The sequence below is a fragment of the Actinoplanes sp. NPDC049802 genome (assembly GCF_040656595.1).
Taxonomy (GTDB): domain Bacteria; phylum Actinomycetota; class Actinomycetes; order Mycobacteriales; family Micromonosporaceae; genus Actinoplanes.
Window position 1 is genome coordinate 1 of sequence record NZ_JBFAMR010000123.1, and the last position, 14,272, is coordinate 14,272.

Sequence of the window (14,272 nt, forward strand, 5' to 3'; positions counted from 1 at the left end):
GTTGGGGCGCGATTCGCGCCCCAACTCCACACACGGGTTTCCCGGCACGCCGCTGGCGGCCTGAGCACGACGGCGGGAACGTCCAGCCGATGCCTGGGCCGGTACGGTGACGAAAAGCAGAGAGCGGCGCCGCCCGGTCTGTCCACCGGTCGGCGCCGCAACCCCCAGAAAGGTCTCTACTTGCCGCGGCGCTTGTTCTGGATGTCGAGCGCGACGGCGGCGATCAGGACGAGGCCCTTGATCACCTGCTGGTAGGCGGGGTCGGTGCCCATGATGGACAGGCCCATGTTGAGCACGCCCATGATCAGGGCACCGATGATCGCGCCGGTGATCTTGCCGATGCCACCGTTGACGGAGGTTCCGCCGATGAAGGCCGCGGCGATGGCGTCCAGCTCGTAGTTGGTACCGGCGGCGGCGATGCCGGCACCGGCCCGGGAGGTGGTGACGACCGCGGCGACACCGGCGAGCAGGCCCATGTTCACGAAGATCAGGAAGTTGACCCGCTTGGTCTTCACACCGCTGAGCATGGCGGCGGGCAGGTTGCCGCCCATCGCGTAGATGTGCCGGCCGAAGATCGTGTTGTTCATCAGGAACGTGTAGACCAGCACCAGCAGGCCGACGATGATCAGCACGATCGGGGTGCCGCCGGCGCTGGACGCCAGCAGGTAGGTGATGGCGCCGATGGCGACGGCCGACAGGACCAGCTTGCCGACGAAAGCGGCGAACGGCTCGGTGTGCAGTTCCAGCTTGGTCAGCTCACGGCGGGTCCGCAGCTGGGCGAGCGACAGGCCGACGACGGCGAAGACACCGATGAAGACGGTGATGCCGTCGAGGTTGCCGAGGTAACCCAGCGCCGCGGGCAGCGAGCCGTTGCTGATGTCGTTGAAGCCGGCCGGGAGGCCGGCGACGGTCGTGTCGAGCACGACGATGGCCAGGCCGCGGAACAGCAGCATGCCGCCGAGGGTGACGATGAAGGCGGGGATGCCGGCGTAGGCGACCCAGAAGCCCTGCCAGCAGCCGACCAGGCCACCGATCAGGATGGAGACGGCGACCGCGACCGGCCACGACAGCTCGAAGTCGGTGATCAGGACGGCGCAGATGCCGCCGACGAACGCGACCACGGAGCCGACCGACAGGTCGATGTGCCCGGCCACGATGACCATGACCATGCCGATGGTCAGGATGAACACGTACGCGTTCTGCTGGATCAGCGCGGCGATGTTGTCCGGGTTGAGCATCAGCCCGTCGGTCGTGACCTGGAAGATCGCGACGATCACGAGCAGCGCCGCGATCATGCCGTACTGCTGGATGTTCTGACCCAGGTAGGCCTTGAGCGACCCACCGTCGTTCTTCTTAGGGGGCTCGGGCTGTGCCTTCGGCTGCTCGAGCGTGGTGGTGGCGCTCACCGCGTTGCTCCGCTCTTCTCCATGGTCATGTAGCGCATGAGGCTCTCCTGGCTGGCCTCGGCGCGGGGAAGTTGCCCGGTGATCCGGCCCTGGCTCATCGCGTAGATCCGGTCGCAGATGCCGAGCAGCTCGGGCAGCTCCGAGGAGATCACGATGACGGCTTTACCGGAGTCCGCGAGCTTGTTGATGATCTCGTAGATCTCGTACTTGGCGCCGACGTCGATGCCGCGGGTGGGCTCGTCGAGGATCAGCACCTCGGGCTGGGCGAAGAGCCACTTGGCGAGGACGACCTTCTGCTGGTTGCCGCCGGACAGCTTGCCGACGACCACGTCCACGCTGTTGGCCTTGGTCTTCATGTCCTTGCGGAACTGCTCGGCCATCACGGTCTCGCGGCCGGCGTCGACCACGCCGCCCTTGGTGATGCGCTTGAGCTGCGCGGCCGAGGTGTTGCGCTTGATGTCGTCGATCAGGTTGAGGCCGTAGTGCTTGCGGTCCTCGGTGGCGTAGGCGATGCCGTGGTCGATGGCCGCGTCGACGGTCTTGATCGACACCTGCTTGCCGTGCAGGAACAGCTTGCCGTTGATGTTGGAGCCGTAGCTGCGGCCGAAGACGCTCATCGCCAGTTCGGTGCGGCCGGCGCCCATCAGCCCGGCGATGCCGACGATCTCGCCGCTGCGCACGCTAAGAGCGGCGTTCTCGACGATGATCCGGCTGTGGTCGGTGGGGTGGTGCACGGTCCAGTCCTCGATCCGCAGCACCTCCTCGCCGATGTTCGGGGTGTGCGCCGGGTACCGGTTCTCCAGCGAGCGGCCCACCATGGAGCGGATGATGCGCTCCTCGGAGACCGGCTCGGCGCCGTGCATGTCGAGGGTCTCGATGCTCTGACCGTCGCGGATGATCGTCGTGCTGTCGGCGATCGCGGCGATCTCGTTGAGCTTGTGCGAGATGATGATCGCCGTGATCCCCTGGTCCCGGAGCTGACGGATCAGGTCCAGCAGGTGGGCGGAGTCCTCGTCGTTGAGCGCCGCGGTGGGCTCGTCGAGGATGAGCAGCTTCACCCGCTTGGACAGCGCCTTGGCGATCTCCACGAGCTGCTGCTTGCCGACCCCGATGTCCTGGATCTTGGTATCGGGGGATTCGTCCAGCCCGACCCGGGCCAGCAGGTCGGCGGCCTGCTTGTTGGTCTGGGCCCAGTTGATGACGCCGCCCTTGGCCCGTTCGTTGCCGAGGAAGATGTTCTCGGCGATCGACAGGTAGGGGCTGAGCGCCAGCTCCTGGTGGATGATGACGATGCCGCGCTCCTCGGAGTCGCGGGTCGTCTTGAACTTGCAGGTCTCGCCTTCGTAGACGATGTCACCTTCGTAGCTGCCGTACGGGTACACACCCGACAGCACCTTCATCAGGGTGGACTTGCCCGCGCCGTTCTCACCGCAAATGGCGTGGACCTCCCCGCGGGCGACGCTGAGGGTGACGTCCGAGAGCGCCTTGACGCCCGGGAAGGTCTTGGTGATCCCCCGCATCTCCAGGATCGGGGTGGTGTCGTTGGCCATCGCACAACTCGCTTGCTCTAGGTCGGAGAAGGACCGGCCAGGCCTTCCGGGAACGCAGGCCTGGCCGGATACGCGACTTACAGGCCGAGCTTGTCGGCGGTGTAGAAGCCGGAGTCGACCAGCTTGGTCTTGACGTCGGCCTTGGTGACGACGACCGGCGGGAGCAGGTACGACGGGACGACCTTGACACCGTTGTTGTAGGTCTCGGTGTCGTTGGTCTCGACGGTGCCGCCCTTGACGATGGCGTCGATCATCTTGGCGACCTGGTCACCCAGGCTGCGGGTGTCCTTCCAGACGGTCATCGCCTGCTTGTCGGCGAGGATGTTCTTGGTGTTCGCCAGGTCGGCGTCCTGACCGGTGATGATCGGGTAGTCCGCGCCCGGCTTGTAGCCCTTGGACTCCAGCGACTGCGCGATGCCCAGGGCGAGCGAGTCGTTCGGGGAGAGGATGACGTTGACCTTCTTGCCGCCGGTGTAGAACGAGTTCAGGCGGTTGTCCATCTCGGACTGCGCGGTCTCGGTCTTCCAGCCCTGGATCGAAACCTTGGTCCACTCTTCGTTGCTGGCCGGCTTCTTGCCGGACGGGACGACGAGCTTGCCGCTCTCGACGTACGGCTTGAGCACGTCCCAGGCGCCGGAGAAGAAGAACTTGGCGTTGTTGTCGTCGGCCGAGCCGGCGAAGGGCTCCAGGTTGAACGGGCCCTTGCCGTCCTTGAGGCCCAGCTTCTCGACGATGAACTCGCCCTGGAGCTTGCCGACCTGGTAGTTGTCGAACGTCGCGTAGTAGTCGACGTTCGGCGTCGAGTTGATCAGCCGGTCGTAGGCGATGACCTTGACCTTCTTCTCGGCGGCCTTCTCCAGCGCCGGGGCCAGCGCGGTGCCGTCGATGGAGGCGACGACCAGAACCTTCGGGTTCTGGTTGATCATGTTCTGGATCTGAGTAATCTGCTGCTCGACGCTGTCGGCGTGCTGCAGCGAGGTCTCGTAGCCGGCGTCCTTCAGGATCTTGTCGAGGTGCGACCCGTCCTTGTTCCAGCGCTCGAGGCTCTTCTGCGGCATCGCGATGCCGATCAGGTTCGAGGCGGAGGAGGACGAGGCCTCCTCGTCACGGGTGTTGCTGCAAGCGGAGGTCGCGGCCAGCGAGGCGGCGAGGGCGACGGACGCGAGGACCCGGAAGTTCTTGGACACCTCGTCGTCTCCTTTCTATCGGGCCCGTGAAATCAGCGGGCCGCCGAAGCTTCGATTTGTTGCTGGGCACAACATACGGGTCCGGAGAAGGACTTTCACGTGGGGGTCCGTAACGGCTGCGTAACACTCTCCGTGAGAAATGGGTGCTTAAGGGCCGTTGGTCCTCACCCTGGGTGACCATCGCATTTGTTGCGCCTGGATACATAATTGCGTGGGGTAGTTGAGTACACGGACCGCTATGGTGTCTGCACGACGCGTGAGAGGAACCGCGATGCATGCCGGAACCGTCCGCCACCGTCACGACACATCCGCGGTCAACCCACGCGCCGCCCACCTGTCACTGGCGCTGCGCCACGTCGCCGAAGCCTCCGGGCAGATCTCCCGGGCCGGCATCGCGGCCCGCACCGGCCTCAACCGGTCCACAGCCTCCAGCCTCATCGACGAGCTGATCAACGGCGGTCTGGTGAAAGAGACCGGCGCCACCACCCGCAACCGCGCCGGCCGCCCCGGCACCGCCCTCGCCCTGCGCGACGACGGCCCCGCCGGACTCGGCGTCGACGTCAACGTCGACTACACCGCCGTCTGCGTCGTCGACCTCACCGGCGCCGTCCGCTACAAACACGTCGTCGCCGAAGACCAGCGCGGACACACCAACACCGGCATCCGGCACCGGATCGCCACCCTCGCCCACACCGCCCGCACCGCCGCCGCGACCAGCGGCCTCACCCTCTCCGGCAGCGCCGTCGCCGTCCCCGGCATCGTCGACCGCACCCGCGCCACCGTCACCCTCGCCCCCAACCTCGGCTGGCGCGACCTCGACGTCACCGAGGTCCTGCCCGGCGACGTCCACGGCCTGCTCGACAACGAAGCCAACTTCGCCGCCCTCTCCGAAGCCACGCTGCTGCACGACCGCGCCAGCTACCTCTACGTGAGCGGCCAGATCGGCGTCGGCGCCGGCATCGTCCTCGACGGCCGCCTCTACCGCGGCACCCACGGCTGGTCCGGCGAGATCGGCCACCTCACCGTCGACCGCGACGGCCCCGCCTGCCCCTGCGGGCGCCGCGGCTGCCTGGAGCGTTACGCCGGCCAGGAAGCGATCCTGCGCGCCGCCGGCGTCAGCTCCGACCCCGGCACCAGCCTCGGCGTACGCCCCACCGTCGCACTCATCGCCGACCGCGCCCGCACCGGCGACCCCGCCACCCTGGCCGCGCTCACCCGCGCCGGCGAAGTCCTCGGCGCCACCCTCGCCGGCTGCCTCAACCTGCTCGACCTCGGCCACGTCGTGCTCGGCGGCATCTACCGCGACCTCGCCCCCTGGATCGCCCCCGAAGTCGAACGCGAGGTCGCCACCCAGTTCCTCGGCGCCCCCTGGGCCCGCCCCACCGTCGAAGTCGCCGCCTACGGCCCCGAAGCCCCCGCCATCGGCGCCGCCCGCTCCGTCATCCACGACATCCTCAGCGACCCTCTGCGCTGGCTCAACCGCTAGATCAACCCCATTTCCGGTACGGCGTACGCCGCCCCCGCCGAAACCGGGACCGTCCCGCCCGTGCCACGCGATCACCTGCCCGCGCACGCCCGTGCCGCGCCCGCCGGGCGCAGATCGGTGGCCCGGCGACCGAGAACCGCCGGTACGGTCGACGGGTGAACGGCGAACCACCCGACGGCGCGATCAACGTCCCGCCCGGCGAGCTCCCCGCCCTCGAAGCCCGCTGGGCCCGCTGCTGGACACCCGCCGAGGTGGCCCACCGCCTGGCCGGGGCCGCCACGCCGTGGTATGTCGCGGCAGGCTGGGCACTGGACCTGTTCCAGGGCGAGCAGACCCGCGACCACCACGACATCGAGATCGGCGTGCCGGCCGCCCGCTTCCCGGAGATCCGGGCACGGTTCGCCGGACTGGCCGCCGACGCAGTCGGCGACGCCCGCATCTGGGAATCGGCGTCACCGCAAGCCCTCGCCGCCACCCACCAGACCTGGTTCCGCGACCCGGCGACCGGCGACTACCTCATCGACGTCTTCCGCGAACCGCACGACGGACCGACATGGATCTGCCGCCGCGACAGCACGATCCGCCTGCCCTACCCCGAGATCATCCAGCACACCGCCGACGGCATCCCCTACCTGCGCCCCGATCTCGTCCTGCTGTTCAAGGCCAAACACACCCGCCCCAAGGACCAGGCCGACTTCGACCGCACCCGGCCACTGCTCGCCCGTGCTCAACGCGACACCCTGTCCGCCCTGCTGACCCGGGTCCATCCCGGCCACCCCTGGCTCGCGTCACTGTGAGCCCACCAGCGCCGGGACAGCATCGCGGCCAGCCCGGCCCCGGCCGCGTTGAGCAGCACGTCGTCCACCGACGACACCCGGTCCAGGCGCAACACGTACTGGGCGGCCTCCAGCGACGCCGACCAGACCGCCGCGATCACCAGCACCCGCGGCACCGACCGCAACGCCGCGAACCGCAACGGCCCGAAGAACCCGAACGCCGCGAACACCAGCAGATTCGCCACCACCTGCACGGACACCGTGACCGCCGGGCCCCCGAAGATCGTCACCAAATCCCGCAGCGGCACCAGGCTCACCCGCCCGGGCACCGAACCGGCCCGGCTGCCCGGCAGCATGATCATCCACACCCCCGGCACCGTCCCGTAGACCACGCCCACCTCGGCCAGCGCCGTCGGCCACGCCCGTCCCCGCCGCGCCAGCACCCACACCACCAGCGCCGCCACCGGCAGCCCCAGCACCGTGAGCGCCACCACGGCACACCGGCGACACGAAATGCGGACGGGACCAACGGCCCTGCCCCCACCACACCGGAAGGCCCACCCTGAGACCATGACGTCCCGTACGGCAGTCCTCGCACACGCCGCGCGCCTGGCCCGGCACGCGCCGTCGATCCTCAACACCCAGCCCTGGCAATGGCACATCGGCCGGCACACCGCCGAACTGCGCCTCGACACCACCCGGGCACTGCCGTACCTCGACCCCGACCACCACCTGATGCTGCTCAGCTGCGGCGCCGCCCTGCACCACGCGACCGTCGCCATCCAGGCGCAAGGCTGGCAGGTCACCGTCGAACGCGGAACCGACCCCGTCGCCCGCCTCACCCTCGGGGGACCCGCCACACCCCGCCACGCCGACCTCGCCGCCGCCATCAACCACCGGCGCACCGACCGGCGGGCCTTCGGCTCCCAATCCCCCGGCGACGAGATCATCGCCGACCTGCGCAAAGCCGTCGCCGCGCAAGGCCTCAAACTTCGCCCGGTACGCCGCGACGAGCTGCCCCTGCTCGCCGCCGCCACCTCCCGGGCCGCCTCCGACGCCGCCCACCGCCCCGAGGTCCGCGCCGAAGTCAGCGAATGGACCCACCGCCCGGACAGCTCGGGCGACGGCGTACCGGCCGCCACCACCGCCGCCGGCACCCTGCGCCGCGTCCCCCTGCGCGACTTCGCCCCCGACCTCGCCGCCGGCTTCACCGTCTCCAGCGACGCCGCCGACATCGGCGCCCGCTACGTCGTCCTGCACAGCGACGACCCCGCCGACTGGCTGCGGGCCGGCGAAGCCCTCTCCGCCCTGCTGCTCACCGCCACCGTCCGCGGCGTCGCCTGCTCCCCGATGAGCGAACTCGTCGAAGCACCCTGGCCCCGCTCCATCCTCGCCACCCTGATCGGCACCACCGGCCACCCCTACCTGGTCGTCCGCCTCGGCTACCCGGTCGAAGACGGACCGCCCCCGGCCGCACCACGACGGCCGGAGACGGAAACCACCCACTACGGCTTCACGGATGCATCGACGCACCCTTGACGATCCGGTCCACCCCGTTCCGCGGCCCGTACACGGCCAGGCCCACCAGATCCAGATCGGCGGTTCGCACCGCGCGGACCGCCGCCCGGTTCGCCGCGTCGTGCCCCGTCGCGAACAGATCCGACGTGAACACCGACATCACCACCCCGTCGCGCGACAGCGCCCGCCCGTGCGCCGCCGCCAGCACCTCCTTGCCGCCCTGGAACACCAGCACCGGCTGGCGGAACATCGGCGGATAGCCCACCCCGTCGGCGTCCGCGTACGGCTCACCGACCACCTCCGGGACCACCGTCGACACCCCCACCATCGCCGACCGCGACCTGCACCGGGCGGTGTCACACATACACCGCCTCCTCCGTACCCCCGGAGAAGAGCCAGCCGCCGACGGCCTGCTCGCCCTCGCCCTCGCCCGCCTGCGCACCCACCTCGGGGATCCGGCCGAAGGCCGGCCGAACAGCCGCGCCGCCGCGCACGCCCTGCGCGACCTGCTCGAGGAACACATCGTCGACGGACTGCCTCTGCGCACCGCCGCCGACGTCCTGCACTTCGACCCGGCACACCTGGTCCGCTCGTTCCGTGCCGAGTTCGGCATGTCACCGCACCAGTACCTGATCTCCCGCCGCGTCGACCTGGCCCGCCGCCTCATCCTCACCGGGCGGCCACTGCGCGCCGTCGCCGCCGACAGCGGCTTCCACGACCAGCCCCACCTGAACCGGCACTTCAAACGCATCCTCGGCGTCAGCCCCGGCCGGTTCACCGATTCTTGGCGTCCAGCCGCAACTCGCCCCACGGCATGAAGTCGACCGTCACCGCGTCCAGCTCCGCGCCCACCGGCGGGAAACCGGCCCCCGGCAGCAACACGAAATCGATGAACGCCGGAAAGCCGGCCACCGGATCGATGATCTCCACATCCACGCCGAACCGGCCCCGATGCTCCACCACCCGGCACCTGACCGGCTGAAACTGCCTCAGACCGGCCTGCCGCCACTCCCACTCACGCTCTATCCCGGCACCATCCAATCCCTATCTCGGCACCATCCAGTCGAGCACCGGGGTGCCCTGCAGCGTCACCAGCACACACATGAACAGCAACAGCACCAGACTCCAGCCGACCACCCGCCGGAAGATGTCGCCCTCCTTGCCCGCCATCCCCACCGCCGACGCCGCGATCGCCAGGTTCTGCGGACTGATCATCTTCCCGAGCACGCCACCGGACGAGTTCGCCGCCGCCAGCAGCACCGGATCCAGGCCCGCCTGCACCGCCGTCTGCACCTGCAACGCCCCGAACAGCGCATTCGACGACGTGTCCGAACCCGTCACCGCCACACCGATCCACCCCAGGATCGACGACAGGAACACGAACACCACGCCCGCCTGCGCGAAGAACTCACCCAACGTCGCGGTCTGGCCCGACTGATTCAAGACGTACGCGAGAGCCAGCACCGCCATCACCGTCACGATCGCATGCCTGAGCTCCACATACGTACGCCCGTAGGCCCGCACCGCCGCACCCGGCCGGATCCGCAACACCAGCGCCGTCAGGACCCCCGCCAGAATCATCAGCGTCCCGGCCGCCGGCAGCCACCCGAACGTGAAGTTCGTCGACGCCAGCGGCTCGCCGTTCGCACCCAGCACATCCAGACCCGGCCACGGGAAGACGACCGTCCACGGCTCCTCGGACAGCGCCTCCTTGACCGGGCCCAGGTTCGCGATCGAGAAGATCGCAATAATGATCAGGTAGGGGGCGTAGGCCCGCAGCACCTCACCCGGCGGATCCCGCCGCACCTCCGTCGCCGTCACCGCCCCGGCAGGCACCCGCGCCCCGCCCGCCGGGGCTCCTCCACCACCGGCAGGCGCCCTCGTACCGCCAGGTGGCGCCGCTTCGCCACCCGCGCCGGCAGGCACCCGCGTACCGCCCGGCGGCGCCACCTCGGCACCCGCGCCGGCAGGCAACCGCGCATCACCCGGCGGCGCCACCTCGGCACCCGCATCACCCGGCGGCGCCACCTCGGCACCCGCGCCGGCAGGCACGCGTGTACCGCCAGGCGGCGCCACTTCGCCACCCGCTGCGGCCGTCGCCCCAGCGCCGCCCGGTGGCGTCTCTTCTTCACCCGCGCCGGCCGTGGTGTGCCCGCCGCCGGCCGGGTCGTCGGTTGATCCGCGCGCGGGCACACCGGTCGTCTTCTTCGAGCCCAGGCGATCCGGGCCGCCCTCCGAGGCGTCGGCATGCAGGTCCGGCGACTCCGACGGCCGCCACACCCGCAGCAGAAGCACCACCGCGGCCGCCGACACCAGCGCCGCCACGATGTCGGTGAGCGGCACCGAGATGTAGTTCGAGGCGATGAACTGCCCGACACCGAACGTCACCCCCGCGACGATCGCGGCCGGCCAGGTCTGCCGGACACCACGGCGCCCGTCGACCACGGCCACCAGCACCAGCGGTACGACGACCGCGAGGATCGGGGTCTGCCGGCCGACCATGGCGCCGAGCGTGTCGGTGTTCAGCCGCGGGTCGGCCACCGCACCGGACGTCACCGTGCCGAGCGTGACGATCGGGGTGGCCAGCGCCCCGTAGGCGACCGGCGCCGTGTTCGCGATCAGCGCCACCGCGGCGGCCCGCAACGGCCGGAACCCGAGCGCCATCAGCATCACCACGGTCACCGCCACCGGTGTGCCGAACCCGGCCAGCGCCTCCAGCAACGCCCCGAAACAGAACGCCACGATGATCGCCTGGATCCGCATGTCGGGGCTGACCCGCTCCATCGACCGGCGCAGCACGTCGAAGTGCCCGCTGACCACGGTCAGGTTGTAGACCCAGATCGCGTTGATGACGATCCACAGGATCGGGAAGAACCCGAACGCCGCCCCCTCCGTCGCCGACAGCAGCGCCTGCCCGGCCGGCATCGAATAGACGGCGACGGCCACCACGAGCGACACCCCGAGCGAGATGAGCCCGGCCAGCCAGGCGCGCATGCGCAGCACACCGAGCAGCACGAACAGCGTCAACAGCGGAAGAGCCGCGAAGATCGCGGACAGCGCGACGGAGTCGGCCACCGGGTCAGTCACGATCTGGAACTGTTCGAACATGACAGCCATCCAGGGTCATCGATCACCTTAGCCGCAATCTAGTCCCCTCCCGGCGAACCGCAACAGCGGTGCGGGCGTCAGCCCACGAAGCCCGGAACGGGCAGCGCAATGCCACCCACCTCCCCTACGCCGTCCTAGGAGGCTAGCCTTATGGGGTGGACGATTGGCGGAAAGACCGGATCGGATCGGCGCTGCGCGGTGAGAACCCGGCCGTCCTCACCCGGCTGCCCGGCGGCTTCGCGGTGATCGGCGACGTGCAATGGCTGCCCGGCTACTGCGTGCTGCTCACCGACAACCCGAGGGTGGAACGTCTCTCCGACCTGGCGCGGCCGGAGCGGCTCGCCTTCCTTGACAGCATGGAGCGCCTCGGCGAAGCGGTGGAACGCGCCTGCGCCGGGCTCGACCCGGCTTTCCGGCGCATCAACCTGGAGATTCTCGGCAACACCGACCCGTACCTGCACGCCCACATCTGGCCCCGCTACGAGTGGGAGCCCCCGGACATCGTCGGCCGCCCGGTCTGGCTCCACCCCGCCGCCCGATGGTCGGACCCGGCGACCGCACTCGGCCCCCAGCACGACCCGCTCCGCGCGGCGATCCTGCGCCACCTCCGCTGAGGGCCGCCCGGCGACCCTCCGCCTCTTGGCGACCCTCCGCCTCTTGGCGACCCGCCGCCCCTTGGCGACCCGCCGCCAGAACGGCGGATCGCAGCCAGAACGGCGGATCGCAGCCAGAACGGCGGATCGCGGCCGACGCGAGAACGGCGGATAGCTGCGGGCGCCGGCCCAACATCAGAAACGACGGGGGCGGGTGCGCCCGCCCACGCCGGTCCGGCGTCAGAACGGTGGGTCGGAGAATCGCGGATCGTATCGGGGCGGTTCGGAGCATTCGCGGACGCGGGCCACGGCGATCGCCTCCTCGGCGCGGCCCTGCCGGATCAGCAGGCAGGCCAGCGCGAGGCCCTCACCCTCGTCTCTCCGGTGTGGCCGGAGCAGCTCGACCGCGTCGTCGAGCCGTCCCTCCTCCACCATCATCTCGGCGACCCATGAGCGGGCGAACCAGTCGTCGGTCGGCGTCTCCGCGATGGCCTGTGCGCGCCGTCCGTGTGCCGAGAGCATCGACAGCCGCTGCCCGATGAGGTCGTGGCCGGCACCGCCGGTACGTTCGAGCAGCGCGTCGACGATGGCGAGGGCCTCGTCGAAACGGTCCTGGTCGGCGAGCAGCCGGCACAGCACCGGCAGGTGGTCGGCGCCATTGACTCCGCCCGGGCGGAGCACCTCGATCGCCTCGTCGGCGCGACCGTGCCGGGCGAGGAGTTCACCCAGCTGTCCCACCAGGCCCCGCCGCCGGAGAACCTCCACGGCCTCGTCGACGCGGCCCTGCTCCTCGAGGTGGACCGCCAGCCGCTGGGCTGCTGTCCACCCTCCCTCCCCGGCGGCGAGCTCGCGCAGCCCGTCCGGATCGTGCCGGGCCAGCAGGTCGGCGAGCTTCTCCACGTGGTTGACGAGGTGATATCCCTGCTCGGCGCAGGCGTCTCGCAGCACCGCGATCGCTTCGTCCGTACGCCCCTGCCGTTGAAGAACCTCGGACAGCGACTCGACCGCGAAGGACGTGTCGGCACGTGCCTCGCCGCATCCCCAGGCCGCGAGGGCTCCCGGCCCGGTCAGCGGCCGTAGGGCCGCGATGACCGTCTCGTCCCACTCTCCGCCCGCAGTGATCTCCACCAGCTTCCGGGTGTGCCGGTAACGGGCGACACGCGGCAGGAGTAGGTCGATCGCCTCAGCGGTCCGGTTCTGCTCGGCCAGCAGCCGGGCCACCCGGTTGACCGCGCCCGAGTATTCGTTCTCCGGCCTGCGGCGGACGATGTCGAGCGCCTCATCGATCCGGCCCGCGTCGGCGAGCAGGAAGGCGAGTCTCTCGATCGCGGCCGGGTCGCCGGATTCCGCGATCGGGCGGACGACCGTGATCGCCGCGTCGAGGTTCCCGTCGGCGGCGAGGCGGTCGGCGATCCGGGCGTTCGGTTCCCACCGGCCGGTCTCCGCGAACGGCCGGTACAGCGCCAGGGCCTCGCCGATCCCGACACGGGCGGCAAGCGCGTCGGCGCAGTGGTAGTCACCGGCCGCCGCCTCGCGTCGCAGCTCGTCGAGGAAGCCGTGGTCGGCGAGAGCCACGGCCAGCTCCCGGGGAAGATTCACGCCGTCTGCTCACGCAGCGCCTCGACGGCCAGACTCCAGGGGAACTCGCCGAGGGCTCCGGGTTCGTGGGGTTCGAACTCGCCGGGGCCGAACAGGACGCGGACACCCTCGGCACGAAGCTGGCCGACGCTGGCACGGAACGGGACACGGGACGCGAGCGCGGTCTGCACACACGGCAGGACCACCACCGGGATGCCCAGGCCGGGGGCCTCGGCGAGCAGCCCCAGGGCGTAGTTGTCGGCGTGGCCCTGCGCGAACTTGTTGATCGTGTTGAAGGTGGCCGGGGCGGCGATGATGGCGTTCGCCCGGGGCGGGCGCGGGTCGCCGGGCGCGCGGTAGCGGCTTCGGACCGGGCGGCCGGTCTGCGCCTCCAGGGCCTCGGCGTCGATGAACGCCAGCGCCGACGGGGTGGCGATCACCTGGACCGTCCACCCGTCCCGCTGGGCGAGCGTGATCAGGCGCCCCACGTCGGCGGCGACACCGGCCGCGGAGACGATCACGTACAGAGTCCGACCGTCGTCAGTCATGATCGAATTGGTACCACCTGGCACGGAACACGTCGACCAGGCGGGCGAGGAAGTCGGTCATGCCGGCGCCCAGACCACTGGTCGGGCCGTCAGCACGGCCTCAACACGCCCGACAGTCGGCCGGCCGTGGGGGCCGCCTCGGAAGGACTGTCCAGATTTGCCTGATCTTGACCGGCTGGTCATGGGTGCTGACCCTGCCGGCTCATCAGTAAAGGCTCGCTACCAGCGCATGTCCGGTCCGGCCCTGCTTTGCCAGGCCTCACGACACGGGTGCCGGGTAGCGGAGACCGGACCTGGATCAGGGATTCGATGACCGCCGACGGCGACGGCGGTCGGTGGACGGTGGACGGCGGTCGGCGGTCGGCGACGGCGGTCGGTGGACGGCGGTCGGCGGTCGGCGGTCGGTGGACGGCGGTCGGCGGTCGGCGGTCGGCGGTCGAAGTCCGGTGAAGATCCGTCCGTTGCGGCGGTTGCGCATGTGGACGGCATTGTTTGAATGGTGTGCTCGTCGCTGGGCAAGAC

The 14,272-nt window shown here is 70.3% G+C and carries 14 protein-coding genes; 5 read left to right on the forward strand and 9 right to left on the reverse strand.

The genetic code is table 11. The features are described from left to right. Nucleotides 1-176: 176 nt before the first annotated feature. The 3 genes from mmsB to chvE all read right to left on the reverse strand — a co-directional run bounded on the left by mmsB (nt 177) and on the right by chvE (nt 4,143). Nucleotides 177-1,406 carry a multiple monosaccharide ABC transporter permease gene (mmsB, locus tag AB0I88_RS39330; protein WP_361037043.1) on the reverse strand — a complete coding sequence of 410 codons (1,230 nt, stop codon included), beginning with the start codon at nt 1,404-1,406 and terminating at the stop codon, nt 177-179. Continuing rightward, nucleotides 1,403-2,956 (reverse strand): multiple monosaccharide ABC transporter ATP-binding protein, encoded by a 1,554-nt coding sequence (mmsA, locus tag AB0I88_RS39335; protein WP_361037045.1) that lies wholly within the window; start codon nt 2,954-2,956, stop codon nt 1,403-1,405. Before mmsA ends, mmsB begins: the two co-directional genes overlap by 4 nt. A gap of 77 nt (nt 2,957-3,033) precedes the next feature. Continuing rightward, nucleotides 3,034-4,143: a multiple monosaccharide ABC transporter substrate-binding protein gene (chvE, locus tag AB0I88_RS39340; protein ID WP_361037047.1), complete on the reverse strand. Its 1,110-nt coding sequence runs from the start codon at nt 4,141-4,143 to the stop codon at nt 3,034-3,036. 271 nt (nt 4,144-4,414) lie between these two features. Between chvE and AB0I88_RS39345 the strand changes: the two genes are divergently transcribed. Together AB0I88_RS39345 and AB0I88_RS39350 are read left to right on the forward strand one after the other, a co-directional pair. Continuing rightward, nucleotides 4,415-5,629 (forward strand): ROK family protein, encoded by a 1,215-nt coding sequence (locus AB0I88_RS39345; protein ID WP_361037049.1) that lies wholly within the window; start codon nt 4,415-4,417, stop codon nt 5,627-5,629. Nucleotides 5,630-5,784: 155 nt separating this feature from the next. Continuing rightward, nucleotides 5,785-6,426, forward strand: a complete 642-nt coding sequence (locus tag AB0I88_RS39350) for a hypothetical protein (protein WP_361037051.1) — start codon at nt 5,785-5,787, stop codon at nt 6,424-6,426. Here the strand turns inward: AB0I88_RS39350 and AB0I88_RS39355 are convergent. After that, complete coding sequence (locus AB0I88_RS39355; protein WP_361037054.1) at nt 6,357-6,896, reverse strand: VanZ family protein; 540 nt, start codon at nt 6,894-6,896, stop codon at nt 6,357-6,359. The two genes, AB0I88_RS39350 and AB0I88_RS39355, sit on opposite strands and share 70 nt — an antisense overlap. A gap of 79 nt (nt 6,897-6,975) precedes the next feature. Here AB0I88_RS39355 and AB0I88_RS39360 point away from each other — a divergent pair, with 79 nt between their 5' ends. Continuing rightward, nucleotides 6,976-7,944, forward strand: coding sequence for a nitroreductase (locus tag AB0I88_RS39360; RefSeq protein ID WP_361037056.1), 969 nt, complete (start codon nt 6,976-6,978; stop codon nt 7,942-7,944). Here the strand turns inward: AB0I88_RS39360 and AB0I88_RS39365 are convergent. Next, nucleotides 7,919-8,287 (reverse strand): DUF2000 domain-containing protein, encoded by a 369-nt coding sequence (locus tag AB0I88_RS39365; protein ID WP_361037058.1) that lies wholly within the window; start codon nt 8,285-8,287, stop codon nt 7,919-7,921. The genes AB0I88_RS39360 and AB0I88_RS39365 overlap by 26 nt on opposite strands. Between AB0I88_RS39365 and AB0I88_RS39370 the strand changes: the two genes are divergently transcribed. Further along, on the forward strand, nt 8,277-8,741 hold the full coding sequence (locus AB0I88_RS39370) for an AraC family transcriptional regulator (protein ID WP_361037060.1): 465 nt from the start codon (nt 8,277-8,279) through the stop codon (nt 8,739-8,741). The two genes, AB0I88_RS39365 and AB0I88_RS39370, sit on opposite strands and share 11 nt — an antisense overlap. Here the strand turns inward: AB0I88_RS39370 and AB0I88_RS39375 are convergent. Both AB0I88_RS39375 and AB0I88_RS39380 read right to left on the reverse strand, forming a co-directional pair. After that, nucleotides 8,698-8,886 (reverse strand): hypothetical protein, encoded by a 189-nt coding sequence (locus AB0I88_RS39375; RefSeq protein WP_361037062.1) that lies wholly within the window; start codon nt 8,884-8,886, stop codon nt 8,698-8,700. The two genes, AB0I88_RS39370 and AB0I88_RS39375, sit on opposite strands and share 44 nt — an antisense overlap. A gap of 81 nt (nt 8,887-8,967) precedes the next feature. Next, a complete protein-coding gene (locus AB0I88_RS39380) occupies nt 8,968-11,040 on the reverse strand; it encodes an L-lactate permease (protein WP_361037064.1) in 2,073 nt (690 codons plus the stop codon). Between the two features lie 146 nt (nt 11,041-11,186). Here AB0I88_RS39380 and AB0I88_RS39385 point away from each other — a divergent pair, with 146 nt between their 5' ends. After that, nucleotides 11,187-11,645, forward strand: a complete 459-nt coding sequence (locus AB0I88_RS39385) for a diadenosine tetraphosphate hydrolase (protein WP_361037066.1) — start codon at nt 11,187-11,189, stop codon at nt 11,643-11,645. Nucleotides 11,646-11,864: 219 nt separating this feature from the next. Here AB0I88_RS39385 and AB0I88_RS39390 read toward each other — a convergent pair whose 3' ends face one another. Further along, complete coding sequence (locus tag AB0I88_RS39390) at nt 11,865-13,223, reverse strand: hypothetical protein (RefSeq protein ID WP_361037068.1); 1,359 nt, start codon at nt 13,221-13,223, stop codon at nt 11,865-11,867. Next, nucleotides 13,220-13,750: a flavoprotein gene (locus tag AB0I88_RS39395; protein ID WP_361037070.1), complete on the reverse strand. Its 531-nt coding sequence runs from the start codon at nt 13,748-13,750 to the stop codon at nt 13,220-13,222. The genes AB0I88_RS39390 and AB0I88_RS39395 overlap by 4 nt, the downstream gene beginning before the upstream one ends. Between the last annotated feature and the right edge of the window lie 522 nt (nt 13,751-14,272).